Source organism: Micromonospora sp. NPDC023888 (genome assembly GCF_040639415.1).
Lineage (GTDB): Bacteria > Actinomycetota > Actinomycetes > Mycobacteriales > Micromonosporaceae > Micromonospora.
The window spans coordinates 259,394-286,196 of sequence record NZ_JBEZZW010000001.1 but is presented as its reverse complement, the minus strand read 5'-3'; the positions used below and the strand labels follow the sequence as shown (position 1 = coordinate 286,196).

The window sequence follows — 26,803 nt, the reverse complement described above, 5'->3', positions numbered from 1 at the left end:
GGTGTCGTCGTCCGACCTCATCCCCCCGGGGGCTCCATGTCCACTTCCACCCGATCACGACGCGTGCTCTGGTTGTTCGCCATCGCGGCGACCACCACGCTCCTGTTGACGACCGCGCTGAACACCATGCAGGTCCAGCCCGCCTCCGCGCACGGATCGGTCGTCGACCCGCCCTCGCGCAACTACAGCTGTTGGCAACGGTGGGGTGGCGACTTCCAGAACCCCCGGATGGCCACCGAAGACCCCATGTGCTGGCAGGCCTGGCAGGCCGACCCGGCCGCCATGTGGAACTGGAACGGCCTGTTCCGCGAAGGCGTGGGCGGTAACCACCAGGCCGCCGTCCCCAACGGCCAACTGTGCAGCGGCGGGCGCACCCAGAGCCCGCGCTACAACTCGCTGGACACCATCGGCGCGTGGAAGACCACAGCGGTGTCGAACAACTTCCGGCTCCGCTTCTTCGACCAGGCAAGTCACGGCGCCGACTACATCCGGGTGTACGTGACCAAGCAGGGCTTCGACGCGCTCACCGAGCCGCTCGGCTGGGACGACCTGGAGTTGGCCGGTCAGATCGGCAACACTCCGGCCTCCCAGTGGAACCCGGACACCGGTGGTGTCTCCATCCAGATCCCGGTGAACGCGTCCGGGCGTACCGGCCGGCACATCGTCTACACCGTCTGGCAGGCCAGCCACCTGGACCAGTCGTACTACCTGTGCAGCGACGTCACCTTCGGGGGCACGAGCACCCCGCCGCCGACCACGCCGCCGCCGACGACCCCGCCGCCCACCACTCCTCCGCCGACCACCCCGCCGCCCACCACCCCGCCGCCGAGCACCCCGCCGCCGGCTGGGGCCTGCACGGCGACGTACCAGGTCACCGGCCAGTGGTCCGGCGGCTTCCAGGCCGAGGTGAAGGTGACCGCGGGCGGCTCACCCACCCGAGGTTGGTCGGTGAGCTGGAACTACAACAACGGCCAGCAGGTCACCTCGTCGTGGAACGCGACGGTCAGCACCAACGGCTCGCTTGTCACAGCACGCAACGCCAATCACAACGGCACCCTCGCCGCCGGCGCGAGCACCACGTTCGGTTTCCTCGGCTCGTGGAACGGCAGCAACCCGGTTCCGCTGGTCTCCTGCACGACGACCAGTTGACCTCCGACCGGTGCCGCACCCGGGCGGGGGTGCGGCACCGGCCGGCGGGCTGGGGCGTGGGAATCAGACCAGGCAGTTGACGATCTCGGCGACCGAGCGGCGGCGCCCGGTGTAGAACGGGACCTCTTCGCGGACGTGCCGGCGGGCGCCGGAGGCGCGCAGGTCCCGCATGAGGTCGACGATCCGGTGCAGCTCGTCCGCCTCGAAGGCGAGCATCCACTCGTAGTCACCCAACGCGAACGAGGCCACCGTGTTGGCGCGTACGTCCGGGTAGCCGCGGGCCATCTTGCCGTGCTCGGCAAGCATCTCGCGCCGCTCGGCGTCGGGCAGCAGGTACCACTCGTAGGAGCGGATGAACGGGTACACGCAGATGTAGGGGCGGGCCTCCTCGCCGGCCAGGAACGCCGGGATGTGGCTCTTGTTGAACTCGGCCGGCCTGTGCAACGCCATCTGCGACCAGACCGGCGTCAGCGACCGTCCCAGCGTGGTGCGGCGGAACCGCAGGTACGCGTCCTGGAGCGCGTCGCTCGACGCGGAGTGCCACCAGATCATCACGTCCGCGTCGGCGCGCAGACCGGCGACGTCGTACACGCCGCGGACCACCACGTCCTTGCCGGCCAGCTCGTCGAAGAGGGCCACGACCTCGCCGGTGACGTTGTCCCGCAGCGACGGCAGCGGGGCGCTGGCCCGGAACACCGACCACATGGTGTAGCGGATGCTGTCGTTCAGCTCCCGCAACCGGGCCGCGTTGGTCTGCTCGGTCATCTCGCCGATCCTCCCAGTGCTGTGATGATCTCGTCGGCCGCCGTCTCGCCGGAACGGACGCAGACCGGGATGCCGACCCCGTCGTAACCGGCGCCGGCGAGGACCACTGTCGGGTACGCCTCCCGCAACGCCGCCCGCGCGGTGGCGACCCGGTCGGCGTGCCCCGGGGCGTACTGCGGCAGCGCGCCGCCCCACCGCTGCACGTGCCCGTCGACCGGGGCGGGCAACGGGGTGCCGAGCACCGCCGACAGCTCTCGGTGCACGGTGGTCGCCAGGTCCGCGTCGGGGCGCTGGAGGTGCGCCTCCTCGCCGTACCGGCCCACCGACGCGCGCACCAACGCCAGGCCGTCCGGGCGGCGCAGGTGCCCCCACTTGGTGGTGAAGAAGGTCGCGGCCTTGATCAGCAGACCCTCGGTGCTGGGCACCAGGAAGCCGGACAACTCGGGCAGTTGCGGTTGCGGCAGCGCCAGCGTGACCAGCGCGACGCTCGCGTAGTCCAGCTCACCGACACCCGCCGCGGCCGCCGGGGCGGGGCCCGCGAGCAGCCGGGCCGCCGGTCGCGCCGGCACCGCAAGCACCACGGCGTCCACGTCGACAAGCGCGGGGTCGCGCGTCGGGCCGACGGTGAGCCGCCAACCCGTGTCGACAGGGGTCAACTCGCGCACGGCGGCCTCTCGCCGTACCGTCGCGCCGCTTGCCGTCACCGCCGCCTCGACCAGGGTGCGCAGCCCGCCGGCGAGGGTGCCGAAGACCGGGGCGCCGGGGGCGCGCGGCGCGGCGGCCTGCGCGGCCCGGACCGCGCCGACCAGGGTGTGCTCCACCCGGGCCGCGCGGGCCAACGCCGGCATCGTCGTGACCAGGGAGAGATCGTCGGCGCGGCCCGCGTACACGCCGCCCAGCATCGGGTCGACAAGCCGCTCGACCACCTCGTCGCCGAAGCGGGACCGGACCAGCGCGCCCACCGAGACGTCCGCGTCCGGCCCGACCAGCGGCCGCCCGTCGTCGGTGTCGGCGTCCGCCGCCGGGCGGGCGACCGAGGTCACCCGGTCCAGATCCCCGGGTACGCCCACCAGGGTGCCGCCCGGGATGGGGCGCAGCCCACCGTCGACGACAAGCGCGGCCTGCCCCACCGTGGGGTGCACGATCTTCTCGGCCAGCCCGAGCCGCCGGATCAGGGCCACCGCGGCGGACTCCGCCCCGGTCGGGTCACGCATCAGGAACGACTCGGCGCCGAACTCCACCGGCTGGCCGGCCAACTCCCCGGTACGCAGTTTGCCGCCCAGTGCGCCGGACTGCTCGTACACCGTGATCTCGGTGCCGGGCGGTGCGTGGTCGCGCAGGCGGACCGCGGCGGCCAGCCCGGCGATCCCGCCGCCGACCACCGCCACCCGCCAGGGCTGCCGCGTCACCGGTCAGCCCTGGTCGGCCCGGCGGCTGGACAGCTCGTGCACGAGCGCGACCACCCGGGTCAACACCTCCGGGTCGGTCTCCGGCGGCACCCCGTGGCCGAGGTTGAACACGTGCCCGGGTGCCGCCCGGCCCTGCTCCAGGATGCGGCGCACCTCGGCCTCCACCACGGGCCACGGCGCGAACAGCACAGCCGGGTCCAGGTTGCCCTGCACCGCCTTGTCCGGGCCGATCCGGTGGGTGGCGACGTCCAGCGGGGTACGCCAGTCGACGCCGACCACGTCCGCGCCGGCCTCGCCCATCGCGCCGAGCAGCTCGGCGGTGCCCACCCCGAAGTGGATCCGCGGCACCCCGGCGTTGACCAACCCACTCAGCACGGCTGTGGAGTGCGGCAGCACGTAACGGCGGTAGTCGGCCTCGGACAGCGTGCCCGCCCACGAGTCGAAGAGCTGCACTGCGGACACGCCAGCCTCGATCTGCACCCGCAGGAAGGCGAGCGTCACCTCGGCCAGCCGGCCGCAGAGCGCGTGCCACAGCTCCGGGTTGCCGTACATCAGGGCCTTGGTCTTCACGTGGGTCCGCGACGGCCCACCCTCGACCAGGTAGCTGGCCAGGGTGAACGGCGCGCCGGCGAAACCGATGAGCGGGGTGTCGCCCAGCTCGACCACCAACTGCCGGACGGCCTCGTCCACGTACGGGACGTCGTCGCGGGTGATCGGGCGGATCCGCTCGACATCGGCGAGGGTGCGGACCGGCTCGGCGACCACCGGGCCGGTGCCCGGCACGATGTCCAGATCGACGCCGGCCGCCGCGACCGGCACCACGATGTCGCTGTACAGGACCGCCGCGTCCACTCCGTGCCGGCGCACCGGCTGGAGCGTGATCTCGGTGACCATCTCCGGGCGACGGCAGGACTCCAGCATCGGCACGCCCGCCCGGATCTCCCGGTATTCCGGCAGCGAGCGACCGGCCTGGCGCATGAACCAGACCGGGGTGTGCGGGCCGGACCGTCGCCGGCAGGCCCTGACGAAGGGCGAGTCGGCCGGTCCGCCGGGGCGGGGTTCTCCGTCTCGGGCGACAGTGCCCGTGGTGTCCGTGGTCATCGCCGCAATCGTGCCACGCCCACCAACCCCACCCCACCTGGGGTGAAAGGAAGAGCGACTTCTGCGGGTCCCCGGCGGCGCACGGGTGTCGGCGCGCCGTCGAAGCCGGGGGCCGACGGCGGCATAGGCTGCCGACATGGCCCCCCCGATCGCGCTCCCGGAGACGTTCGCCCGCGCGGTCGCCGGGCTGCGATCGGCGACCCCCCGGCCGGAGATCACGCTTGAGGAGGTCGGCGCCCCCCAGCGGTTGGCCCCGTACGCGTTCGCGCTCTCCGCGACGGTGCTGCGCGACGGCGACGAGGTGGCGACCGGCCGGTTGATCCTGCTGCACGACCCGGTGGGCCACGAGGCGTGGCAGGGCACCCTGCGGTTGGTCACCTACGTGACGGCCGAATTGGAGGTCGACCTGGCCGCCGACCCGCTGCTGCCCGGGGTCGGCTGGACGTGGCTGACCGATGCGTTGGACGCCCAGGACGCGGGCCACCGGGCGATCGGCGGCACGGTGACGCAGACCATGTCGACCCGGTTCGGTGACCTCGCCGGCCCGCCGACCGTCGGCGACATCGAGATCCGCGCCTCCTGGACGCCTGTCGACGACGAGCTGACCCCGCACCTGCTCGGCTGGTGTGCGCTGCTCGCCTCCACGGCCGGCCTGCCACCACCGGGGGTCACCGCCCTGTCCGACCGCCGGGCGGCCGGCGCGGCCTGACCTCGCCGGTCCGGGGCGGGCGGCTGCGGGAGGGCGGTTCAATGGCACGTACCAGCACGAACGGGCGTTGTCGGCCTCAGCGTCCGGCATGCGCGGGGACACCTCGCGGACACCTGACCGACACACGCCGGACCGGCTGCACCCGCCGATTCACCGCGCGCACTAGGGTTGGCAGGTGACCGACGAACCACCCCTGCGCCGTCGGCCCGCCGAAGAACTTCCGGGAAACGCACCCCAGCACCCGCCGTCGGCCCAGCCGCAGCCGGCGGGCGACGGGGTCGACCCGACCGACGGTGGGCCCGTTCCGCTGATCGCCCCGCGTGACGGCACCCCCGACCCGGTGGCCGCTCCGGCCGAGCTGGCCGAGGTCGTGGCCCGCTTCGCGGCGGGCAGCGGCCCCGTCGCCCTGGACGCCGAGCGCGCCTCCGGCTACCGCTACAGCCAGCGCGCATACCTGGTGCAACTGCGCCGGGCCGGCGCGGGCACGGCGCTGATCGACCCGCTGCCCCTGCCCGACCTCAGTGCGCTGGACGCCGCGATCGGGGACGCCGAGTGGGTGCTCCACGCGGCCAGCCAGGATCTGCCCTGTCTGGCCGAGGTGGGGCTGCGCCCGCGCCGGTTGTTCGACACGGAGCTGGCTGCCCGGCTGGCGGGGTTCGAGCGGGTCGGGCTTGCCGCGCTGACCGAGCAGTTGCTCGGGTTCACCCTGGAGAAGCACCACTCGGCAGCCGACTGGTCGAGCCGACCGCTGCCCGAGTCGTGGCTGACGTACGCGGCCCTCGACGTGGAGCTGCTCACCGACCTGCGCGACGCGCTCGACGCCGAGCTGAGCCGACAGGGCAAGTCGGCCTGGGCGGCGGAGGAGTTCGCCGCGCTGGTCCGCACCGGGGCGCGCCCGCCGCGGGTGCGGGCGGAGCCCTGGCGGCGTACCTCCGGCATCCACCGGCTGCGCGGGGCGCGGGCCCAGGCCCGCGTCCGCTCGATGTGGTACGCCCGGGACCAGATCGCTTCCCGGCGGGACGCCGCGCCCGGCCGGGTGCTGCCCGACTCGGCGATCATCGCCGCCGCCGAGTTGGACCCGAAGGACGAGAAGACCCTGCTGACCCTGCCCGGTTTCGGCGGTCGGTCGGTCCGTCGGTTGGCCCGCACCTGGCTCGCCGCCCTCGACGACGCCCGGCAGTTGCCGGACGACTCGTTGCCGGTCTCCCCGACGGTGGAGGGCCCACCCCCGCCGCACCGCTGGGCCGAACGCGACCCGGTGGCGGCTGGCCGGTTGGCCCGTTGCCGGGAGGTGGTGATCCGCATCGCCGGTGAGCACAACCTGCCGCCGGAGAACCTGATCACGCCGGATTCGGTGCGCCGGCTGGCCTGGACCCCGCCGGAGGAGCTGACCGAGGAGGCAGTCGCGGAGACCCTGCGCGGCCTCAACGCCCGCGAGTGGCAGATCGGGCTGCTCGCCGCCGACCTGACCCAGGCCCTGAACCCCACCCCCTGACCGGGGGGCGGGGTGTGGGGTGGGCCACAGGTGGGGGTTGACGCGGGGTTGGTTACTGGCGAGTAGCATTCGGGGGAACGTGCCCGTGTCGGCGACCCTTGTCCGGTCCGGAGTGCCGCTCGCACCGAGGCCGAATCATGGTCGAATAGGAGGCTCAAGTGCCCCGTGAAGTTCGGGATGTCGTCTTTGTCGACGGTGTCCGTACCCCGTTCGGCAAGGCGGGTGGCATGTACGCCAACACCCGCGCCGACGACCTGGTGATCCGCTGCATCCGTGAACTGCTGCGCCGCAACCCGCAGCTCCCCCCGGAGCGGGTCGAGGAGGTCGCCATCGCGGCCACCACCCAGATCGGCGACCAGGGCCTCACCATCGGCCGTACCGCCGCCCTGCTGGCCGGGCTGCCCAAGACCGTTCCCGGCTTCGCCATCGACCGGATGTGCGCCGGCGCCATGACCGCGGTGACCACCGTCGCCAGCGGCATCGCCATGGGCGCGTACGACATCGCCATCGCCGGCGGCGTCGAGCACATGGGCCACCACCCGATGGGCGAGGGCGTCGACCCCAACCCGCGCATCATCGCGGAGAAGCTTGTCGACCCGTCCGCGCTGGTCATGGGTGCCACCGCGGAGAACCTGCACGACCTGGTCCCGCACATCACCAAGGCGCGCACCGACGCGTTCGCGCTCGCGTCGCAACAGAAGACCGCGAAGGCGTACGCCAACGGCAAGCTCCAGGACGACCTGGTGCCGATGTCCGTCCGCGACGCGGAGGGCGGCTGGGGCCTGGCCACCGTCGACGAGGCCCCGCGGGACACCTCGCTGGAGAAGCTCGCCACCCTGAAGACCCCGTTCCGCCCGCACGGCAAGGTCACCGCGGGCAACGCGGCCGGCCTGAACGACGGTGCCACCGCGAGCCTGCTCGCCGACGAGGCAACCGCCCGCGAGCTGGGCCTGCCGGTCGCCATGCGGCTGGTGTCGTTCGGGTTCGTCGGCGTGGAACCGGAGGTGATGGGCGTCGGCCCGATCCCGTCGACGGAGAAGGCGCTGCGCCTCGCCGGGCTCAGCATCGACGACATCGGCCTGTTCGAGCTGAACGAGGCGTTCGCCGTGCAGGTGCTCGCCTTCCTCGACCACTTCGGCATCGCCGACGACGACGCGCGGGTCAACCCGTGGGGCGGCGCGATCGCCATCGGCCACCCGCTGGCCTCCTCCGGCGTACGGCTGATGACGCAGTTGGCCCGCCAGTTCGCCGAGCACCCCGAGGTCCGCTACGGCCTCACCGCCATGTGCATCGGCATCGGCATGGGCGGCACGGTCATCTGGGAGAACCCACACTGGACGGGGTCCAGCAAGCCGGCTCAGGGGACGGAGGGCGACAAGTGAAGGCGCCGAACGAGGTCGTCACCCGGGCGCTGCTGCGACAGGTGAACGTACCGGGTCTGGACCGACCCGCCGCCCTGATCACGTTGGACAACGGGCTCGACCACACCAAGCCGAACACCTTCGGTCCGGGTGGGCTGGCCAGCCTGGACGAGGCGATCACCGCCGCGCTCGCCGCCGACCCGGCGTTCATCGCGGTCACCGGCAAGCCGTACATCTTCTGCGTGGGCGCGGACATCCTCGGCCTGCCGCAGCTCGCCGACCGCGCGCAGGCGCTGGAGATCGGCCGGCTCGGTCACCGGGTGTTCGCCCGGCTCAAGGACAGCACCGTCCCCACCTTCGCGTTCGTCAACGGGGCGGCGATGGGCGGCGGCCTGGAGCTGGCGCTGCACTGCCACTACCGGACGCTCTCCGGTGGCGCGGCGGCCCTCGCGCTGCCCGAGGTCTCCCTCGGTCTCGTGCCCGGCTGGGGCGGCACCCAACTGCTGCCGAACCTGATCGGCATCCCCGCGGCCACCCAAGTGATCATCCAGAACCCGCTGATGCAGAACAAGATGCTCAAGCCGAAGCAGGCCGCCGAGCTGGGCATCGCGGACGTGCTGCTGGAGCCGGCCGACTTCCTGGAGCGTTCCCTGGAGTGGGCCGCCGACGTGGTGCGCGGTCGGGTGACCGTCACCCGTCCCGAGGTCGACAAGGACATGTGGGCGGGCGTGCTCTACTTCGCCCGGGAGACGCTCAACCAGCGGCTGCACGGCGCGGTCCCGGCCGCGTACAAGGCCCTCGACCTGCTGGAGACGGCGAAGGACGGCGACTTCGCCGCCGGCACCGCCGCCGAGGACGAGGCCCTCGCGGACCTGATCTTCTCCGAGGAGCTGCGCAGCGGCCTGTACGCCTTCGACCTGGTGCAGCGGCGGGCCAAGCGACCGGCCGGCGCACCGGACAAGGGTCTGGCCCGCACGATCACCAAGGTCGGCATCGTCGGCGCCGGCCTGATGGCCAGCCAGTTGGCGCTGCTGTTCGCCCGCCGCCTCCAGGTGCCTGTCGTCATGAGCGACCTGGACCAGTCCCGGGTGGACAAGGGCGTCGGCTACGTGCACACCCAGATCGAGAAGGCCGTCACCAAGGGCCGGATGGACAAGCGCACCGCCGCCAAGCTGTACGGCCTGGTCTCGGGCACTGTCGACAAGAGCGCCTTCGCGGACGCCGACTTCGTCATCGAGGCGGTCTTCGAGGACCTGGGCGTCAAGAAGCAGGTCTGGGCCGAGCTGGAGAAGATCGTCTCCCCGGAGGCGGTGCTCGCCACCAACACCAGCTCGCTGTCGATCACCGAGATGGCCGCGGAGCTGGAGCACCCGGAGCGGGTGGTCGGCTTCCACTTCTTCAACCCGGTGGCGGTGCTGCCGCTGCTGGAGATCGTCCGGGGCGAGCGCACCGACGACGTCACCCTGGCCACCGCGTTCGCGGTCGGCAAGCAGCTCAAGAAGTCGAGCGTGCTGGTCAAGGACGCTCCGGCGTTCGTGGTGAACCGGCTGCTCACCCGTTTCCTGGGCACCGTCTTCGCCGCCGTCGACGCCGGCACCCCGCTGGACGTGGCGAACAGCGCACTGGACCCGCTGGGCCTGCCGATGCGCCCGCTCGCCCTGCTCCAGTTGGTCGGGCCGGCTGTCGCGTACCACGTGGGCGGCACCCTGCACGCGGCGTACCCGGACCGGTTCGGGGTCAGCGACAACCTCAAGCGCATCGCCGACTCCGGTCAGCCGATCGTGGTCGACGACCAGGTCAACGACGAGGTGGCCAAGCTCCTCGTCGTCGGTGACCAGCCGTTGACCGCCGAGCAGGTACGCCAGAACGCGCTCGACGCGCTCGCGCAGGAGATCCGGCTGATGCTGGACGAGGGCGTGGTCGCCGAGGCGCAGGACATCGACCTGTGCATGATCCTGGGCGCCGGGTGGCCGTTCCACCTGGGTGGTGTCACCCCGTACCTGGATCGGACCGGCACCTCCGAGCGGGTCACCGGTAAGCGGTTCCTGCCGCCGGGGGCGGCGAGCCTGCCCGCCTGAGAAGATCGCAGCGCCACCGTCGCGGTGGTCGGACCGTCCCTCGTGGACGGCCGACCACCGCGACCGTTTGTGATCACCCCGGTCGTCCGAGGGGACCTACGCGGGGACGTCACCGGTAGCGGCACCGGGTTAGGATCACGCGCTTTGCACCCCTGACTTGGAGCTAACTGATGTCTCAGCCGCCGGCCACCCCGTACGGCCCGCCGCACGATTCCCCCACCCCGCCGCAGCAGCCGGGCCAGCCGCAGCAGCCGCAGCAGCCGGGCCAGCCGCAGCAGCCCGGGGGGTGGCCGCCGCCGCAGCAGCAGGGGTTCCCGCCCGCGCAGCCGGGTCAGCCGTACGGCAGCCCCTACCTGCCCGCCGGCCCGCCCCCGGCGAAGAAGTCGAACGTCGGCAAGATCGTGCTGATCGTGCTGGCGGTGGTGCTGGTGCTCTGCCTCGGCGGCGTGGCGATCGCCTGGTTCACCCTCAAGGACGACGTGAGCGACGTCGTCGACGCCACCAGGACCCGGGTGGTCGCGCCGGCGACCCTCGCCGGCCGGCCGAAGCTCACCGACCCGCAGTTGCAGACAGTCGCCGACCAGGCGGTCAGCGAGATGAAGGCCGAGGTGCAGAACGAGACCAGCACGATCGGGGCGTTCTACGGCGACCCGGCCAAGCAGGACCTCATCATGGTCACGGCGGTGTCCGGCGTGATGGCCGACCCGAAGAAGGAACTGGACGTTGCCGTCACCGGACTCTCCAGCGAACTGTCGGTGACCAACATGGCGGTGGTCGAGGCGGGCCCGCTGGGCGGTGACGCGCGCTGCGGCGACGGCAAGGCCGAGGGCGTGCCGCTCGGTGTCTGCCTCTGGGCCGACCGGGGCAGCGTGGGCATGGTGGTGATCTACTTCAAGACCGCCAAGCAGGTGGAGGCCGAGTTCGTCACCATCCGGGGTCAGGTCGAGCAGCGCTCCTGAGCCGTGTGACGACCGGGGCCCCGGCCACCCTGAGGTGGCCGGGGCCCCTGCCGTACTCCACCGGACCGCGCAGGCTCAGGCCGCCGGTGTCGCGGCCCGCTCGGCCGCGCTGCGGACCACGCAGAACTCGTTGCCCTCCGGGTCGGCGAGCACCGCCCAGCCCGTGCCGTCGGCGTTCCGACGGTCGGCGACCACTGTGGCACCGAGGCCGAGCACCCGCTCGACCTCCTCGTCCCTGGTCCGGTCGACAGGTTCCAGGCAGATGTGGAGCCGGTTCTTTGTCACCTTCTCCTCCGGCACCTCCTGGAAGAACAGGTTCGGGGTGGCGTCGTCCGGCGGCAGCAGGGCCGCCTCCGGGTCACCCGGGGCGTCCTCGGAGTGTCGGGCGTACCCGAGCACGGCGGCCCAGAAGCCAGCCAGGGCGTACGTGTCGTGACAGTCAAAACTGATGTTGCGGATCCGTGGATACACGGGTGTTCCCTCCGTGCGGGATGGGACGCTCCGCTTCCGGGAGTCAGCCGGTGCAGACCCGGGGTGCGGAGTCATGATCGGTGGACATCGACGCACCCCCTTCGCTTCTCGGGCTGACGCGGCGATCTTGCCATCGGCCGAGTCTCCTCCGCAACCCCGTTCAGCCGGGGCCAGGCACCGCACCGTTGACCGCCGGGGCGTCCGCCGTCGGCAGGGTGACCGTCACCTCCAGGCCGCCGCCGGACTGCGCGATCACCCGTACCGTGCCGCCGTGCGCCGTGCAGACCGCGCGGACGATGGACAGGCCCAGGCCGGAGCCGCGGGCCCCGGTGCGTTCCCGGCCACCGCGCCGGAACGGCTCGAACAGCCCCGGCACGTCGGCCTGGTCCACCTCGAACCCCGTGTTGCCCACGACCAGCCAGGACCGCTCGCCGTCGGTGCCGGTGCGCACCCAGAGCCGGCCGTGCAGGTGGTTGTAGCGAACCGCGTTCTCGATGAGGTTGCCGGCCAACCGGTCCAGCAGCCCCGGGTCACCGACGACCGGCGCGGGCTCCAACGACGTCTGCACCCGCAGGCCGATCCGCTCCACCTCGCGGCGCATCGCCGACAACGCGTTGGCGGTGCCCGCCGAGAGATCGCACTCGGTACGCCGGCCCAACTGCCGCCCGGCCTGCGCCTCGCTGCGGGCCAACACCAGCAGCGCGTCCACCAGGCTGTTCGCCCGCTCGGACGCGTCCCGGACCACAGTCGCCATCCGGCGGTACTCGGCGGCATCCGCGTCGTCGTCGCTGAGCGTCACGTCGATCTCGGTCCGCATCACTGCCAACGGGGTACGCAGCTCGTGCGAGGCGTTCGCCACGAAGCGCTTCTGCGCCTCGAACGCGGACGCGATCCGGTCCAGCATGGCGTCGAACGTCTTCGCCAGCTCGGCCACCTCGTCGTCGGCGCCCGAGTAGCCGATCCGCTGGTCCAGGGTGGCCTCGCCGAGGCGCTGCGCGGTCGCGGTGACCTGGTGCAGTGGGCGCAGCGCCCGGCCCGCCACCGCGTACGCGCCGGCCACCCCGACCACGCTTATCGCCAACAGCGCGACCAGGCCCTTGGCCAGCAGCTCACCGGACGCGGCGTCGACCAGACGCCGCTGCCACTCGGCGGCGTCCATCCGCCCGCCGTCGGAGAGCAGCACCGTCGTGCCGGGCAGCAGCTCGTCGGTGGGGCGCAGCGCGTCGCGGACCAGCAGCCAGGCCAGCAGCACCAGGATCGCCCCCGCGCCGACCAGCAGCACCCCGTTGAGCAGGGTCAGTCGCAACCGCAGGGTGGGCCGCACCCTGCGGCTCATGCGCCCACCTCGGCCGTGCGGTAGCCCGCGCCCACCACGGTCTCGATCAAGGGCGGGTCACCGAGCTTCTTGCGCAGCGTCATCACGGTGACGCGGACGATCGTGGTGAACGGGTCGGTGTTCGCGTCCCAGACCCGTTCCAGCAACTCCTCGCTGGAAACCACAGCGCCGCGGGCCTTGAGCAGCTCGCAGAGCACCCCGAACTCCTTGTTGGTCAGGTCGACAGGCACCCCGGCCCGGGTGGCCACCCGACGGGCCGGGTCGAGCACCAGGTCGGCCAGTTCGAGCACCGGCGGTGCGGCCGGGGTTGCCCGCCGGCCCAGCGCCTGCACCCGGGCGACCAGCTCGTCGAAGGCGAACGGTTTGGACAGGTAGTCGTCCGCGCCGAGCTGCAACCCCTCCACCCGGTCGGCCACCGTGCCGCTCGCGGTGAGCATCAGCACCCTGGTCAGCGCGCCGGAGGCGGCCAGGTCCGCGCAGATCTGGTCACCGTGCACGCCGGGCAGGTCGCGGTCCAGCACCACCACGTCGTACCGGGTGACGAACGCCGCCTCGTGGCCGGCGTCGCCGTCGTACGCCACGTCGACCGCCATCCCCCGCTTGCGCAACCCGCGCGCGATCGCGTCGGCGAGGTTGCGCTCGTCCTCGACCACCAGTACCCGCATCCCGGCCTCCTCGCTGCTGACCACCGACAACCTAGTGCCAGCCGGCAACAATCGTCAGTCGCCGTTCGCCCGGGCCGACCGGTGGTCAGTCGCGCAACCGCCAGATCCGGTACGAGCCGCCCGTGCCCGCGCACAGCAGGTGGCCCACGATCGCCTGGCACTGCCCGGTGGCCTCCGGCAGCAGGTCCACGATGCGCGTCTTTCTGGCGCGGACGTCCAACTCCCCGACCAGCACCCCGCCGTCGGGCTGCGGGCGGACGCCGAGCAGCCGGCCACCGCTGTCGAACTGGTACAGCTCCCACCGGCCCAGGTCGGCCACCTCCTGACCGGTCCACGCATCGACGACGACGTACCTCCCCAACGGTTCGTTGCTGCTCACGTTTGCCATCAACTGGCCGCCGGACGGCCAGGCCCACGCCCAGCGGTCGCTGCGCCAGCGCACCTCGCCGGTCGCGGCATCGACCGCCCAGAGCCCGGCGGAGCGGGTGCGCACACACAGCAAGGCGCCGCAGTCGTGCATGAAGTCGATCTCGGCGGTCGGGGTGCTCCAGCGCCGGTCCAGCCGGTCCAGCCCGTACGCGGTGATCGCATTCTGTTGTGCCTCGATGGTCACCAGCAGGCCACCGGCCACCTGCACGGACTTGAGTGGCCCACCGTCGGGTGCGCGCAGGTCGGCGCGGGCCAGCACCGTGCCGGTCAGCGCGTCGCGTACCTCGACCGGCCCGCCCAGGTCGGTGAGCACCACCCGGTCCGCCTTCTCCCCGACGGGCTGCGCGTCGACGCCGGTCGGGGTGGTCAACTGCCAGCGCACCGTGCCGCAGCAGGGGTCGACCGCGCGCAGGCTGACCGGCTGGTCCCCGCCGCCGGACCGCAGCAGCAGGTTGCCGTCGGTCAGCTCGACGGAGATGCCCGGCTGCTGCCAGCGGTACGCCCCGGTCGCGCGGTCCAGCGCCACGGTGAGGGTGTCCCGCGCGTCCGCGCCCATCTCGTACCCGGTGACCAGCAGCAGGCCCTCCCTCGGCCGGATTCCCCAGAAGCCGGCCTGCCCGGGCAGCGGAGTGTCCCAGACCGGTTCGCCGTCGGACAGTCGGAAGGCGGCCAGCCGCCACTGCGGCGCCTGGACGGTGACCGGGTTGATCACCAGGGCCAGGTCGTCGTCGACAAGCACGTCGGCGCCCGCCTGGGCGGGCAGTGTCACCACGGCCCGCCCCGGCGACGGCGGCGCGGCGGCGGCGAGGGTGACAAGCACGAGCAGCAGGACCAACGCGCCGCGCAGCGGCCGGCCGTTGGCGCGGGGTGGTCGGGGCAGCGGCTGCGGATCCGGGCCGTGCCGGAGTTCGCCGAGGTCGATCACCGGGCCGCTCACCGTCGCAACCGCCACAGGGTGGCCGAGCCGTCGAGGCGCTGGCAGAGCAGGACCGGCAGGGACGCCTGGCAACTCCCGGCGACGTCCGGCAGCGCGTCCAGGATCCGGGCCCGGTCGGCCGCCAGGTCCAGTTCGGCGACGACCATCCGGCCGTCGTCCCCGCGCCGCAGCCCGACCAGCGGATCGTCCGGCCGGAGCGCCGGCACCAGGTCCCAGTCGCCCAGCTCGGTCCGCGTCCGCCCGGTCGCCGCGTCGCGCGCCACGTACTGGTGGCCGGGCCCGCCCATCAGCAGCCGGTCGCCGCGAACGTCGACAAGCAGTTCCTCTACCGGCCCCGACCAGCGCACCACGCCGGTGGCCGGATCGAGGACCCGGAGGCTACCGTCCTGCAGCGACGCGCAGAGCAGGTCGCCGCAACCGGCCACGAAGGACACCAGAGACACCTGGGCCGTCCACCGGGGCTCCAGCCCGGCCAGCCCGTAGCCCACCACCGGGCCGTCGTCGGCGGGGATCACCACCAGCAGATCCCCGGCGACCTGCACCCGCTGCACGGCCTTCCGGTCGCCGGGCAGCGTGTCCAGGCTGTGCAGCAGGCGACCGGTGATGGCGTCGTGCACCTGCACCTCGCCGGTCGGCTGCACCAGCACGAACCTGTCGATCCGACCGTCGGTCAGGTGGAAGCTCGGGCCGGTCGGCGACAGCAGTGACACCGACCAGAGCACCCGACCGGTCTCGGGATCGAGCCGACTCATCCCGTCCGTGGCGCTCTGTCGGACGTCAGTCAGCAGCAGCCCGCCGTCGGCGATCGGCACGGGGGTCCCCGGATGCCGCCACCGCTGCTGGCCCGTCACGGCATCGAAGGCGGTGGTCTCGAACACCCCGTCCCCGGCTTCGACACCCATGGCCAGCACCAGCCCCCGCTCGACCCGGACGCCGAGGTAGTCGCCCTGACCGGGCAGCGGTGCCCGCCACCGCGGCCGCAGACCGGCGTCGCCCGGTGCCGGCTGGGCGTACGCGGTCAGGTACCGGTCCTGGTCGGGTGTCGGCGGGTCGAACACGAGGACGGTGTCCGGGGCAAGGTAGGCGGTGGAGGCGGGCGACGCCGGCACGGCGCTCATCGTCCGTTCCGGCGGCGGTGTCGCGCCGGCCAGCAGCACCAGGGCGAGCAGCAGCACGGCGGCGCTGCGCAACGGGCGGCCAACGGCGCGCGGGGTGCGGACCGCGGGCGACGACGCGGGCTCGTCCCGGATCTCACCCAACTCGATGATCGACAACGACCGTCCTTCCGTGATCGCGCCATGTTGCCGCCGAGGTGATGTCCGGCAAACCGACCGTGAGCGCACCGGCCCGGCAAAAGCGACGGACCCGCGCCTGTACGATGGCGCGTCGTGGCTGTGCCGGTGGTAGACCCTTCGCTGAATCCCGTTACCGATGCCGACCCGGCCGAGGTCGAGCCGACACGGCGGCCTCGACGCCGCCCGGCCCGAGCCGACCTGTTGGCCCTCGGAGCCTATGTGCTGCTCGGCATCTTCGTCTGCCTCAACTACTGGGGTGACGTCACCGGCCGGGTCTCCTCGCACCTGCCCACCGACCACAGCTGGTTCGAGTGGTTGTTCGCGCACGGCGCGTACTCGGTGCGGCACCTGGAGAACCCGCTCTTCACCGAGCGGCAGAACGCCCCGGACGGGGTGAACATGATCGCCAACACCTCGCTGCTCGGGGTGACCCTGCCGCTGGCCCCGCTGACCCTGCTGCTCGGCCCCCAGGTGATGTACGCGCTCTATCTGGGTGCGGCGCTTGCGGCCACCGCCGGCACCGGGTACTGGATGCTCTCCCGCCACCTGGTGCGCTCCCGCGCGGCGGCCTTCGTCGGCGGCGCGTTCCTCGGCTTCGCGCCGGGGATCATCCACCACGCCAACGGTCAGCCCAACTTCGTGTCCAACTTCCTCCTGCCGCTGATCGTGGTGCGGGTGCTGCGCCTCGGTGAGCCGGGCCGGTGGCGACGCAACGGGCTGGTGCTCGGCGCGCTGGTGACGTACCAGATCTTCATCAACGAGGAGATGCTGCTGCTCACCGCGCTGGCCTGCCTGGTCGTCGTGCTGGCGTACGCCGTGCAGCGCCCGCGGGCCGCCTGGGCCGCCGCCGGCACGTTCGTGGCCGGGCTCGGTGTCGCCGGCGGGCTGACCCTGGTGCTCGCCGCGTATCCGATCTGGTTCCAGTTCAACGGCCCGCAGTCCTACCGGGGCCTGCAGGGTGGTGTCTTCCACAACTGGGGCGAGGACCTGATGGCCTTCGTCACCTTCGCCCGGGACACCTGGGCCGGTGACCCGGCGGTGGAGCAGACGATCGGGCTGACCGAGCAGAACACCTGGTTCGGCTGGCCGCTGGTGCTGCTCTCGCTCGTGTCTCTGGTGCTGCTCGTGCGCCGGTCGCTTGCCACGCGGATCGTCGCGGTGCTGATCGTGGTGTTCACCGTGGCCGCGATCGGGCCGATGGTTCGTTTCGACGGGGTCGAGACCGCGGTGCGCGGCCCGTGGTCGTACATACCGGACGACCTGCCGCTTGTCGAGATGATGATGCCGACCCGGTTGACGCTCGTGGTCGCCGCCGCGGTGGGCGTACTGCTCGCGTTGACCTGGGACGCCGCGCACCGCCAGGGGCGCGCGGTGGCCGGCCTCGCGCGGGTGCCCGCCCAGCGCGTCGACGAGCCGACCCCGGCGACGTCCGACGAGCCGGGCGCACCCGCGCCGGTCGTGGCGCGCCGCCGGTGGCTGCGCCCGGTGGGGTACGCGGCGGTCACCCTCGCCGTGCTGCCGCTGCTGCCCCGGCCGCTGCCCGCCCAGCAGATCGACCCGCCACCGCACTTCATCACCGCGGGTGGCTGGCGACCGTACGTGCCGGCGGGCCGGACCCTGGTGCCGGTGCCGATCCCGAGCAACGTGCACGGTCTGCCGACACTGCGCTGGAGTGCCCTGACCGGGCAGGAGTTCCCCGTCCCCGGCGGTTACTTCATCGGCCCGAACGAGCTGGGCGAGGGGGTCTTCGGCGCGCCGAACCGGCCCACCAGCAGCCTCATCTACTCCACCATGGACAAGGGCGCGGTCCCGGTGCTCACCGACGAGAACCGCCGCCAGGCCGTCGAGGACCTGCGGTTCTGGCGGGCGTCGGTGGTGGTGCTCGGGGCACACCCGCGCGAGGCGGTGCTGCGCGAGCTGGTCACCGGCCTGATCGGGCCGCCGCAGCGGGTCGACGACGTGTGGGTCTGGGACGTCCGCGCCCTGGTGGGTTGATCAGCCGACCTGGCCCCGGACGTCCCACAGCCACCCGCCGTCCACCGGTCGGCCCGGCCCGAGCAGGTCGTCGACGGTCCGGCGGACCGGGTCACCGTGCTCCAGCAGGCCCAGGACGACCACCGCGGCACGCCAGTGCCGCAGGTCGTCGACGGCCTGGCGGCGGTCGGCGTCGGTGAGCACCGGCACCATGCCGGTCTCGGCCACCCGGCGCAACAGCACGGACGTGGGCCGGTCCGGTGCGCCCCAGCGGGCCGCCGGGTCGTCCGGGCCGCTGGGGCCGATGAAGTAACCGCCCGGCGCCGGGAACGCCAGACCGGTACGGGCCGACCAGAGCATCACCGCGCTGCGTCCGGCACCGGTGACCGGGGGCACCGCGACCACTGTGCGGCCGGGGGGCACCAGCGCACGCCAGCCGCCGTCGGCGACGAAGGCCGGCACCGGCGCGACCGGCACCACCCGGATCGGCGTCGGGACCAGGGGCAGCAACGCGGCGGCGACCGCGCCGGCCCACAACAACCGGACCGGCAGGCCCGGCCCGCGCGCGGTGCGGACCCGGTCCAGAGAGAGCGCCACCAGCACACCAAGCACCGGTACGCAGATCAGCGCGAACCGGGCCGGCACGGCGAGGTCCAGCAGCGGCAGCCCGGCGACCAGCCGGTACGGCCCGGGGATGCCGGTGGCGGCGCCGTCCACCCGTACCTCGGTGCCGAGCGAGAGCAGGGCGAAGACCACGCCGCAACCGCCGAGCGCCCGGACCAGTGGTCGTCGCCACTGCCAGATCACGATCACCACGGCGAGCACCAACAGTCCCGGGCCGAAGAACGAGTTCTCCTCGGTCGGGTTCGGTGACAGCAACCCCGGCAGCCAGTCGTCGCCGAGGACGGTCTGCCGGGCCGACGCGGTGAACGACGCGGCGTCCAACTGGAAGCCGTGCGTGTCGAACGCCATTCCCGAGTAGTGCTGCGGGCCGTGGAACTGGAACCACAGCGGGTACGCCAGCAGCGCCGCCGCCACCCCGGCCGCCACCGCGAGCCGGCCGAAGAGGGCCGGTGCGAGCCGTCGGGCGGCGTCGGAGTCGGCGAGCGCGTAGCCCACCGCGAACACCCCGACCGCGAGCGCGAGGAAGACGAGCACCTCCTCACCGATGAAGACCTGCCAGACGAGCAGCAGGCCGAGGCCGAGGCCGGACCACCACGCGTCGCCGGGCCGGTGCACCGCGGCCGAGGCGGGCCGGAACAGCAGGGCGAGGATCGCGGGCACCAGGAACTGCGCGGCGATGTGCAGGTGGGCGCTCGCCTGGGCGATCATGCCCGGGGCGAAGCCGCAGATCAGCCCGCCGACCGCGGCTGCGGACCGGCTGGTGACCAGCCGGCGGCGCAGCAGCGCGTACCAGGCGGCTGCCGTGCCGGCCAGGCAGCAGACGACCGCCACGCAGAACGCCACCTGTGACCCGAAGAGCACTGTGACCGGGGTCAGCGGAACGCCCAGGCCGAGCACCGACGTGTTCGCCATCAGGTTGACCCCGTCGGGCGCGTTCAACGCGGCGCTGTGCAGCGGGTTCTCCCCCGCGACCACGGCGTCCGCCGCGTTGGCCAGCATCCACTCGAAGAGGATCTGGTCACCCGCCTGGTGGAACAGCGACCACGGGCGCCCCCACTGCGCGCTGGTCAGCAGCACGGCCAGGCCCAGGTAGCCGGCCACCACCAGCAGGTCCCGGAGCCGGGCCGGCCGGGGCGCGCCGGCCGCCGCCGGGGGCGACGTGGTCTCCGACGTCGTCCCGGTGGTCATCAGACCGAACGGTCGGTGAGCGCCCGGACGTCCCAGACCCAGACGTCCAGCTCCTGGCGGCCCGGACCGACAAGCTCCTCGACCGTCCGTCGCAGCGGCTCGGCGTTCTGCTGCCGCAACGGCAGCACGAGGATCGCCGCCCGCCAGTGCCGCAGCTCGTCGGCGAACCGACGGCGCTGCCGGTCGTCGAGCTTCGGCGTACGGCCGGTGGTCGCCACCTCCTCCAGCATCTGGCCCACCCCGCTGGGTCGGCCGCCGAACCGGCCGGCGTCACCGGTGTTGCCGTTTCTCGGGGCGAGGAAGTAGCCGCCGGGGATCTTGAAGTCGAGGTTGGTGGCAGCCGCCCAGCGCATACCGTGCGTGTTGCCCATGCTGGGCACCGGGATCGGCACCAGCGTCTGGTCGGGCCCGACGTACGCCCGCCAACGGTCGGCGGTGATGAAGTCCGGCACCGGCGGCCGGGAGACCATCCGCAGCGGCATCGGGGCGATCGGCAGCAGGGCGAACGCCAGGCCCGCCGCGGTGAGCGTCCGCACGGTACGTTGCTCGGCCGGCCGCAACGCCCAGGCCCGTTCGACGGCGAGCGCGAGCAGCAGACCGACCACCACGCTGGTGATCAGACCGAACCGGGTCGGCACCACCGCGTCCAGCAGCGGCAGGTGGACAAGCACCTGCCACGGCCCGGTGACCAGCTCCCGATCCCACCAGGAGACCCGCTCGCCGAGGGAGAGCACGGCGAAGAGCAGGCCCGTCGCCGCGAGCGCCCGGACGATCAGCTCCCGGCGCAGCCAGACCACGATGCCGATGGCGATCAGCGACAGGCTCCAGCCGAAGAAGGCGTTCTCCTCGGAGTAGTTCGGCGCGAGATTGATGTTGGCCCGCTGGTTGCCGCCGAGGGTGGGCGAGCCCGGCGCGAAGAAGGCGGCGATGTCGTTGCCGTAGTCCTTCACCGCGTCGCTGAGCCCGTGGTAGGCCATCGGCCCGGCGAACTGCACGTACAGGGGGTACGCCAGCAGCGCCCCGGCCAGCACCGCGCAGGTCACCACACCGGCGCCCAGGGGCCGCCACGCGGCCCGCCAGCGGGCCGGCTCCTGCACGAGCACCGCCAGCAGGAAGACGCCGCAGGCCAGCGCCGTGAAGAGCAGGATCTCCTCGTTGATGAACGCCTGCACGGCGACCAGCAGGGCGAGCAGCGCGCCGTCGCGGACCGGCCGGGTCGACCGGGTGAGCACCAGCACCCGCCAGACGATGAACGGCAGCAGGAACTGGCTGATGATGTTGGGGTGCCAACTGGCGTGCGAGAGCATGGCGGGCGAGAAGCCGCAGAACCAGCCGCCGGCCGCCGCCGCGAGCGGGGTGCGCACCAGGTGCCGGGAGAGCATGAGGTACCAGGCCATGGCGGTGCCGGCGAGGCCGAGCGTCACCAGCACCACGAAGGAGACCGCCGGCCCGAACAGCAGCGTCACCGGGACCATCGGGATGCCCAGCGCCAGCACTGCCGTGTTGGCCATCAGGTTGACGCCGTCGGGGTAGTTGAACTGCTCGGTGTAGAACGGGTACTCGCCGTGCAGCACCACGCGTACCGAGTGGGCGAGGAAGAACTGCACCTGGGCCGGGTCACCGGTGTAGAGCGACGCCACCCGACCGGACGGGTCGAGCCAGATCCGGCTGGTCACCCAGAGCGCGGCGAGCAGGAACAGCCCGCCCACCGCCAGGTGCTGCCGCCGCCGCGTCCACCGACGCCACCACGCCCGCGACGGTACGGCCGCCGCGCTCTCCGCGGACTCGGCCGGCGCCTCGGTCTGGGCCGGCGCAGCCGTCTCGGCCGGAGCCGTCTCGGCGGGAGCAGTCTCAGCCGGAGCAGTCTCAGCCGGAGCGGTCTCGGCCGGAGCCGGCGCAGCGGTCTCGGCCGGGGCGGTGAGGGTGGGGCCGGACTGGCGCGGGGCCTCGGCCGGCGCGGTGGAGGTGCTGGTCAACGCGGCGGGGCCGACGAAGAGGCCAGCCGGAGTGCGATAGCTCACCATCTCGTCGGAGCCGGCTGCCGACTCCGGGCGCGGCGCGGGCAGGGCGCGGGACTCGGCAGGCGTCACAGTCGGCGGAGTCTACCGGAGCAACGAAAACGCCCTAAAGCCCCGGTGACGTCCACTGTGGCTGGTCGGACGACGACCACCTGAGGTCCGGCATCGGACATCTCGTACTATGGCGCTTTCCGACAGCGACGGCGAGGCGATCGGGGGCGGGCCAGGTGACTCCAGGCCGTCGGTACGGCGGGGCGCTCGCCGTCCTGCTGAGTGCGCTGCTGGCCAGCACGGCATGCGGCCCGGTCGCCGATCGGAAACCGCAGGACCTGCGGGTCGGGTACGACAGCCTGGACGGGACGCTCGCGGTGTGGCCGCCGCGCGGCGACCTCTCGGGGGACGCAACGTCGACGGCAGCGGTCACCGACGCGGTTCGTGACTGGCGGTCGCCGGCCGATGACCGGGCGCACCTGCCCACGTCCGGCATCCTCTTCTCCGGCCGGGTCGACGGCGTGCCGATGGCGATCGTGGCCGCCGACGTGCCCGGCGAGAGCGCCTCCTGGCTGCTGCAACTCACCCGCGACGGCGCCCGGTACGCGGTCACCCGCGCCACCGAGTACACCGACCCGGGTTACCTCGTCTACTCCGACGTGCTGCCGGTGCAAACCCCCGGCGGCCGGCGCTACCTGATCTCCGCTCGGGTGCAGACCCTCGTCGGGCCGCAGGATCGGACGTTGACAATCGCGGACGGCCTCAGCGCACCTGTCGACGTGCCGGCCTGCACGGCTGTCGCCGTGACCGCGACGCTCCGAACCACCGAGTCGTTGCCCCGTGGGCGGGCCGCCGACCGGCTGCTCGACCTGGGCACCGGCACCGTCGATCCGCGCTATCCCCTGGTGCGGGACGAGTCCGGCACGGGACGGCGGGCGCTGGCCGGCCTGGACACCTGTGTGCTGGCCGGCGACCGGGGTCCGTTCGGCAGCATCCCGCGCCGGATCGGCGACCGGGACGCGCCGCGCTCGGTGCCGACGTCCTGGCCGATGGCGAAACTCACTGTCCGCTCGCTCGGCGAGGTCGCCCTCGGCGGCGGCGCGGCGGCGGAGTTGCAGCAACTGAGCTGGGACACCGACGCCGGCGCGATGACCGCTGTGGTCTACCGACCGGCCGACGGCGGCGCACCAGTCGTCTCGCCCGCGGACCGGGCCACCCCGTTGCAGGCGTACCAACTGCCCGTGCCCGGTCAGCCGCTGGTGGTGCTCAGCTGGCGGGCCACCCGGGACAGCTCCCTGTCCGTCCCCCCGGGCACTCCGCTGCTTGTCGAGCGCCCCGGGCTGGCGGTCATCCCCAGCCCGTCCCGCTCCCAGACGTACAGCCTCGCCAACTCCGACAAGACCCACTACCGCTCGGTGAAGCCGCGCTAGTCGGCACCGCGCGGTCCGGATGCGCGACGGCGGGCGGCCCCTCCCAGGGCCGCCCGCCGTCGTCGTGTCGCCGGTTGGTCAGTTCTGCGCAGCCGCGTCGCTGGCTGTCAGGCGGTCCGGGGTGGCGTCCAGGCCGGAGATCCAGCCGGTGACGTCGCGGGCCACGTCCTGGGCGGTCAGGCCCAGGTCGGCGAGGATCTGCGCGCGCGTGCCGTGCGGGTGCCAGTCGGCCGGTACGCCCAGGTCCTTGAGCGGCACCCGGACGTCGGCGTCGCGCATCGCCTGGCCGAGCGCGTCGCCCACCCCGCCGACCCGGACACCGTCCTCGACGCTTACCACGAGTCGGTGGCGGGCGGCCAGGTCGACAAGCTCCGCCGGAACCGGGCGCACCCAGCGGGGGTCGACGACGGTGACCCCGTAGCCCTGCTCGGCGACCCGGGCGGCGACCTCCATGCCCAACTGGCCGAAGGAGCCGACGGCGACCAGCAGCACGTCGGTACGCGCCGACTCGGCCAGCACGTCCACCGGGCCGACCCGGCGCAGCGCCGGCAGGTCCGCGGCGACCGCGCCGGTCGGGAAGCGCACCACTGTCGGGCCGTCGTCGACGGCGAGCGCCTCACGCAGCTCCTCGCGCAGCGTGGCGGCGTCCCGGGGAGCGGCGATCCGCAGGCCGGGCACCACCCCGAAGACGGACATGTCCCAGATGCCGTAGTGGCTGGGGCCGTCCGGGCCGGTGATGCCCGCCCGGTCCAGCACGAAGGTCACGGGCAGCTTGTGCATCGCCACGTCCAGCAGGACCTGGTCGAAGGCGCGGTTGAGGAAGGTGGCGTAGACGGCGACCACCGGGTGCAGACCGCCGAGCGCCAACCCGGCCGCCGAGGTGGCGGCGTGCTGCTCGGCGATGCCCACGTCGTACACCCGCTCGGGGTACTTGCGGGCCAGCTTGGCGATGCCGGTCGGCTCGGCCATCGCGGCGGTGATGCCCACCACGTCCGGGCGCTCGTCGGCGATGGCCAGCAGCTCGTCGGCGAAGACGTGCGTCCACTTCACCGACGGGGCGGCCAGCAGCGCGCCGGTCTCCACGTCGAAGGCGCTGCCGGGGCCGTGCAGGCAGTCCGCCTCGTCCTCCTCGGCCGGGCGGTAGCCGTAGCCCTTGCGGGTGACCGCGTGCACGATCACCGGGCCGCCGAAGTTCTTCGCCGCGCGCAGCGCCGCCTCGACCGCCGTGACGTCGTGCCCGTCCACCGGGCCCACGTACTTGATGCCGAGGTCCTCGAACATGGCCTGCGGGGCGACCGCGTCCTTGATGCCCTTCTTGACCGCGTGCAGCACCTCGTACATCGGCTTGCCGACCAGTGGCGTGGAGCCGAGGGCGTCCTTGACGGTGTCGAGGACCTTCTCGTAGCCGGGGTTGAGCCGCAGCGAGGAGAGGTGGTCGGCCAGCCCGCCGATGGTCGGCGAGTAGGACCGGCCGTTGTCGTTGACCACGATGACCAGGGAGTTGCCGGCGGTGGCGATGTTGTTGAGCGCCTCCCAGCACATGCCGCCGGTCAGCGCGCCGTCGCCGACCACGGCCACGACGCTGCGGGCCTCACCCCGCAGGGCGTACGCCTTGGCCAGGCCGTCGGCGTAGGAGAGCGCGGTCGAGGCGTGCGAGTTCTCGATGAGGTCGTGCTCGCTCTCCGCCTGGCTGGGGTAGCCGGAGAGGCCACCGCGCTGGCGGAGCTTGTCGAAGCCGTCCTGGCGCCCGGTGAGGATCTTGTGCACGTACGACTGGTGACCGGTGTCGAACAGGAGCCGGTCGCGGGGGGAGTCGAAGACGCGATGCATGGCCAGCGTCAGCTCGACCACACCGAGGTTGGGCCCGACGTGCCCGCCGGTGCGAGAGACCTTGGCGATCAGGAAGTCCCGGATCTCGGCGGCGAGGACGTCCAGTTCCTCACCCGACATCCGCTTGACGTCCTGCGGACCGCGGACCGTCCTCAGCAACCGGCCGTGGTTGGCCGTGTCCTCTTCAACACTCATGACCGGAGAGTCTATCGGCCGCCCGGCACTCCGCAGCCCGGGCCGAGTCGCCCGGGCCGCGCGGGCCGGCTGAGCGCCTGGTCAGAGCCGGATCCGAGCCCACCGCCGGAGGGCCGGGGTACGAAAATCTCCGGTCACCGCTCGGCCGGGGGCAGCAGCAGCCCGACCTGCTCCACGTGCTGCGTCATCGGGAACAGGTCGAAGGCCCGCAGCGCCGCCAGCCGCCAACCCAGCTCGGTGAAGGTGCGGACGTCCCGGGCGAAGGCCGCCGGGTCGCAGGCCACGTACGCGACCGCCCGCGGGCCAGCGGCGACGATGTCCCGCACCACCTGGGCGCCCGCGCCGGAGCGCGGCGGGTCGAGCACCACCACGTCGACCGGGCCGGTGATCCGTCGGCGGGTCAGCGCGGTCTCCACCCGGGCGGCGACCACCTCGATCCGGGGCAGGTCGGCCAGGTTGACCCGGGCCGCGTCCACCCCGTCCCGGCTCGCTTCGACAAGGGTGACCCGGGCGTCGCCGACCCGGCCGGCGAGGGCCGCGGCGAACAGCCCCGCGCCGCCGTAGAGGTCCCACGCGGTCTCGCCCGGCTGCGGGTCGAGCAGGTCCAGCACCGCCGTGCAGAGGGTGTCCGCCGCGGCCGGGTGCACCTGCCAGAACCCGGACGCGGGCAGCGCCCAGTCCCGTCCGGCGGCCACCTCACGGACCTCGGTCGGGCCACTCACCGGGGTGGGCACCCCGTCGCGGATCTCGGTGACGGTCACGTCCCCGCCGGTGCTGGCGACGGTCTCGACCGCCTCGGCGGCCGGCCAGCGTTCGGTGAGCACCGGCAGCTCCTGGATGGCCGGGTGGGCGATCCGGCAACGGTCGATCGGCACCACCTCGTGCGAACGGTGCTTGAGCAGGCCGGCCCGGTCCGTGGCGTCCACGGCGTAGCGGACCCGGGAACGCCAGCCGAGCAGCCCGCCGGGCAGCGCCTCGACCCGGACGCCGAGCTGGTCCAGCTCGACGTCGGTCAGCCCGCCCAGGCGGACGAGCTGCTCGCGCACCACTGCCGTCTTCCAGGCCAGTTGCGCCTCCGGGGCGACGTGTTGCAGGTCGCAGCCACCGCACGCACCTGGCTTCGCGTACGGGCAGGGCGGCTCGACCCGGTCCGGTGAGGCGTCCAGCACGGTCACCGCGTCGGCCCGGACGAACCCCCGGTGCACCTCGGTGACCTCGGCGATGACCCGTTCACCGGGCAGCGTGTGCCGGACGAAGACCACCTGCCCGTCCACCCGTGCCACGCAGTGCCCGCCGGGGGCGACCGCGTCGACTGTCAGCTCCACCCGTTCCGCCTCGGCCAGCCCACGCTCGGGCAGCGACGGCGGCGACGCGGAGGTCGCGGCCGGGCGCAC

At 73.1% G+C, this 26,803-nt stretch carries 20 protein-coding genes; 8 read left to right on the top strand and 12 right to left on the bottom strand.

Going from position 1 to position 26,803, the window contains the following annotated elements; genetic code table 11:
• Nucleotides 1-36: 36 nt before the first annotated feature.
• A complete protein-coding gene (locus AB0F61_RS01260) occupies nt 37-1,149 on the top strand; it encodes a lytic polysaccharide monooxygenase (RefSeq protein WP_357801960.1) in 1,113 nt (370 codons plus the stop codon).
• Nucleotides 1,150-1,212: 63 nt separating this feature from the next.
• Here the strand turns inward: AB0F61_RS01260 and hemQ are convergent, their stop codons facing one another.
• The 3 genes from hemQ to hemE are packed head-to-tail and all read right to left on the bottom strand — an operon-like array spanning nt 1,213 to nt 4,424.
• Entirely contained in the window at nt 1,213-1,914 is a 702-nt protein-coding gene (gene hemQ / locus AB0F61_RS01255; RefSeq protein WP_357801958.1) for a hydrogen peroxide-dependent heme synthase, read from the bottom strand.
• Nucleotides 1,911-3,323, bottom strand: coding sequence for a protoporphyrinogen oxidase (gene hemG, locus AB0F61_RS01250; protein WP_357801956.1), 1,413 nt, complete (start codon nt 3,321-3,323; stop codon nt 1,911-1,913). The genes hemQ and hemG overlap by 4 nt, the downstream gene beginning before the upstream one ends.
• Before the next feature lie 3 nt (nt 3,324-3,326).
• Nucleotides 3,327-4,424: a uroporphyrinogen decarboxylase gene (gene hemE, locus AB0F61_RS01245; protein ID WP_357801953.1), complete on the bottom strand. Its 1,098-nt coding sequence runs from the start codon at nt 4,422-4,424 to the stop codon at nt 3,327-3,329.
• Between the two features lie 136 nt (nt 4,425-4,560).
• Here hemE and AB0F61_RS01240 point away from each other — a divergent pair, with 136 nt between their 5' ends.
• The 5 genes from AB0F61_RS01240 (at nt 4,561) to AB0F61_RS01220 (ending at nt 11,026) form a co-directional block, all read left to right on the top strand.
• A complete protein-coding gene (locus tag AB0F61_RS01240) occupies nt 4,561-5,133 on the top strand; it encodes a DUF3000 domain-containing protein (RefSeq protein ID WP_357801950.1) in 573 nt (190 codons plus the stop codon).
• Nucleotides 5,134-5,308: 175 nt separating this feature from the next.
• The gene (locus AB0F61_RS01235) at nt 5,309-6,628 is read left to right on the top strand and encodes a ribonuclease D (protein WP_357801949.1); all 1,320 of its coding nucleotides are present in this window, start codon (nt 5,309-5,311) and stop codon (nt 6,626-6,628) included.
• A 158-nt stretch (nt 6,629-6,786) separates the two neighbouring features.
• Nucleotides 6,787-8,010, top strand: a complete 1,224-nt coding sequence (locus tag AB0F61_RS01230) for a thiolase family protein (protein WP_357801946.1) — start codon at nt 6,787-6,789, stop codon at nt 8,008-8,010.
• The gene (locus tag AB0F61_RS01225; RefSeq protein WP_357801943.1) at nt 8,007-10,067 is read left to right on the top strand and encodes a 3-hydroxyacyl-CoA dehydrogenase NAD-binding domain-containing protein; all 2,061 of its coding nucleotides are present in this window, start codon (nt 8,007-8,009) and stop codon (nt 10,065-10,067) included. Before AB0F61_RS01230 ends, AB0F61_RS01225 begins: the two co-directional genes overlap by 4 nt.
• Nucleotides 10,068-10,237: 170 nt before the next feature.
• Complete coding sequence (locus AB0F61_RS01220) at nt 10,238-11,026, top strand: hypothetical protein (RefSeq protein ID WP_357801940.1); 789 nt, start codon at nt 10,238-10,240, stop codon at nt 11,024-11,026.
• A 75-nt stretch (nt 11,027-11,101) separates the two neighbouring features.
• Here AB0F61_RS01220 and AB0F61_RS01215 read toward each other — a convergent pair whose 3' ends face one another.
• The 5 genes from AB0F61_RS01215 to AB0F61_RS01195 all read right to left on the bottom strand — a co-directional run bounded on the left by AB0F61_RS01215 (nt 11,102) and on the right by AB0F61_RS01195 (nt 16,138).
• On the bottom strand, nt 11,102-11,497 hold the full coding sequence (locus AB0F61_RS01215) for a VOC family protein (protein ID WP_357801937.1): 396 nt from the start codon (nt 11,495-11,497) through the stop codon (nt 11,102-11,104).
• A 160-nt stretch (nt 11,498-11,657) separates the two neighbouring features.
• On the bottom strand, nt 11,658-12,833 hold the full coding sequence (locus AB0F61_RS01210) for a HAMP domain-containing sensor histidine kinase (RefSeq protein ID WP_357801934.1): 1,176 nt from the start codon (nt 12,831-12,833) through the stop codon (nt 11,658-11,660).
• Nucleotides 12,830-13,498: a response regulator transcription factor gene (locus AB0F61_RS01205; RefSeq protein ID WP_357801932.1), complete on the bottom strand. Its 669-nt coding sequence runs from the start codon at nt 13,496-13,498 to the stop codon at nt 12,830-12,832. Before AB0F61_RS01205 ends, AB0F61_RS01210 begins: the two co-directional genes overlap by 4 nt.
• 85 nt (nt 13,499-13,583) lie before the next feature.
• Nucleotides 13,584-14,864 carry a PQQ-binding-like beta-propeller repeat protein gene (locus tag AB0F61_RS01200; RefSeq protein ID WP_357801929.1) on the bottom strand — a complete coding sequence of 427 codons (1,281 nt, stop codon included), beginning with the start codon at nt 14,862-14,864 and terminating at the stop codon, nt 13,584-13,586.
• On the bottom strand, nt 14,861-16,138 hold the full coding sequence (locus tag AB0F61_RS01195) for a PQQ-binding-like beta-propeller repeat protein (RefSeq protein WP_357801926.1): 1,278 nt from the start codon (nt 16,136-16,138) through the stop codon (nt 14,861-14,863). The genes AB0F61_RS01200 and AB0F61_RS01195 overlap by 4 nt, the downstream gene beginning before the upstream one ends.
• Before the next feature lie 120 nt (nt 16,139-16,258).
• Here AB0F61_RS01195 and AB0F61_RS01190 point away from each other — a divergent pair, with 120 nt between their 5' ends.
• Entirely contained in the window at nt 16,259-18,154 is a 1,896-nt protein-coding gene (locus AB0F61_RS01190) for a hypothetical protein (protein ID WP_357802105.1), read from the top strand.
• On the opposite strand, the gene AB0F61_RS01185 is transcribed toward AB0F61_RS01190, so the two are convergent.
• Together AB0F61_RS01185 and AB0F61_RS01180 are read right to left on the bottom strand one after the other, a co-directional pair.
• Complete coding sequence (locus tag AB0F61_RS01185) at nt 18,155-19,945, bottom strand: hypothetical protein (RefSeq protein WP_357801924.1); 1,791 nt, start codon at nt 19,943-19,945, stop codon at nt 18,155-18,157.
• Entirely contained in the window at nt 19,945-22,035 is a 2,091-nt protein-coding gene (locus AB0F61_RS01180; protein ID WP_357801922.1) for a hypothetical protein, read from the bottom strand. The genes AB0F61_RS01185 and AB0F61_RS01180 overlap by 1 nt, the downstream gene beginning before the upstream one ends.
• Nucleotides 22,036-22,229: 194 nt before the next feature.
• Here AB0F61_RS01180 and AB0F61_RS01175 point away from each other — a divergent pair, with 194 nt between their 5' ends.
• Nucleotides 22,230-23,384, top strand: coding sequence for a hypothetical protein (locus tag AB0F61_RS01175; RefSeq protein WP_357802103.1), 1,155 nt, complete (start codon nt 22,230-22,232; stop codon nt 23,382-23,384).
• A 78-nt stretch (nt 23,385-23,462) separates the two neighbouring features.
• Here the strand turns inward: AB0F61_RS01175 and dxs are convergent, their stop codons facing one another.
• Both dxs and AB0F61_RS01165 read right to left on the bottom strand, forming a co-directional pair.
• A complete protein-coding gene (gene dxs / locus AB0F61_RS01170) occupies nt 23,463-25,409 on the bottom strand; it encodes a 1-deoxy-D-xylulose-5-phosphate synthase (RefSeq protein ID WP_357801919.1) in 1,947 nt (648 codons plus the stop codon).
• Nucleotides 25,410-25,543: 134 nt separating this feature from the next.
• Complete coding sequence (locus AB0F61_RS01165; RefSeq protein ID WP_357802100.1) at nt 25,544-26,767, bottom strand: TRAM domain-containing protein; 1,224 nt, start codon at nt 26,765-26,767, stop codon at nt 25,544-25,546.
• Nucleotides 26,768-26,803 lie beyond the last annotated feature (36 nt).

What these genes read in the sequence shown, in the direction of transcription:
- dxs (WP_357801919.1), bottom strand. Translation starts at nt 25,409, where the DNA reads ATGAGTGTTGAAGAGGACACGGCCAACCACGGCCGGTTGCTGAGGACG.
- AB0F61_RS01240 (WP_357801950.1), top strand. Translation starts at nt 4,561, where the DNA reads ATGGCCCCCCCGATCGCGCTCCCGGAGACGTTCGCCCGCGCGGTCGCC.
- AB0F61_RS01205 (WP_357801932.1), bottom strand. Translation starts at nt 13,498, where the DNA reads ATGCGGGTACTGGTGGTCGAGGACGAGCGCAACCTCGCCGACGCGATC.
- AB0F61_RS01260 (WP_357801960.1), top strand. Translation starts at nt 37, where the DNA reads ATGTCCACTTCCACCCGATCACGACGCGTGCTCTGGTTGTTCGCCATC.
- hemE (WP_357801953.1), bottom strand. Translation starts at nt 4,424, where the DNA reads ATGACCACGGACACCACGGGCACTGTCGCCCGAGACGGAGAACCCCGC.
- AB0F61_RS01220 (WP_357801940.1), top strand. Translation starts at nt 10,238, where the DNA reads ATGTCTCAGCCGCCGGCCACCCCGTACGGCCCGCCGCACGATTCCCCC.
- AB0F61_RS01185 (WP_357801924.1), bottom strand. Translation starts at nt 19,945, where the DNA reads ATGACCACCGGGACGACGTCGGAGACCACGTCGCCCCCGGCGGCGGCC.
- hemQ (WP_357801958.1), bottom strand. Translation starts at nt 1,914, where the DNA reads ATGACCGAGCAGACCAACGCGGCCCGGTTGCGGGAGCTGAACGACAGC.
- AB0F61_RS01210 (WP_357801934.1), bottom strand. Translation starts at nt 12,833, where the DNA reads ATGAGCCGCAGGGTGCGGCCCACCCTGCGGTTGCGACTGACCCTGCTC.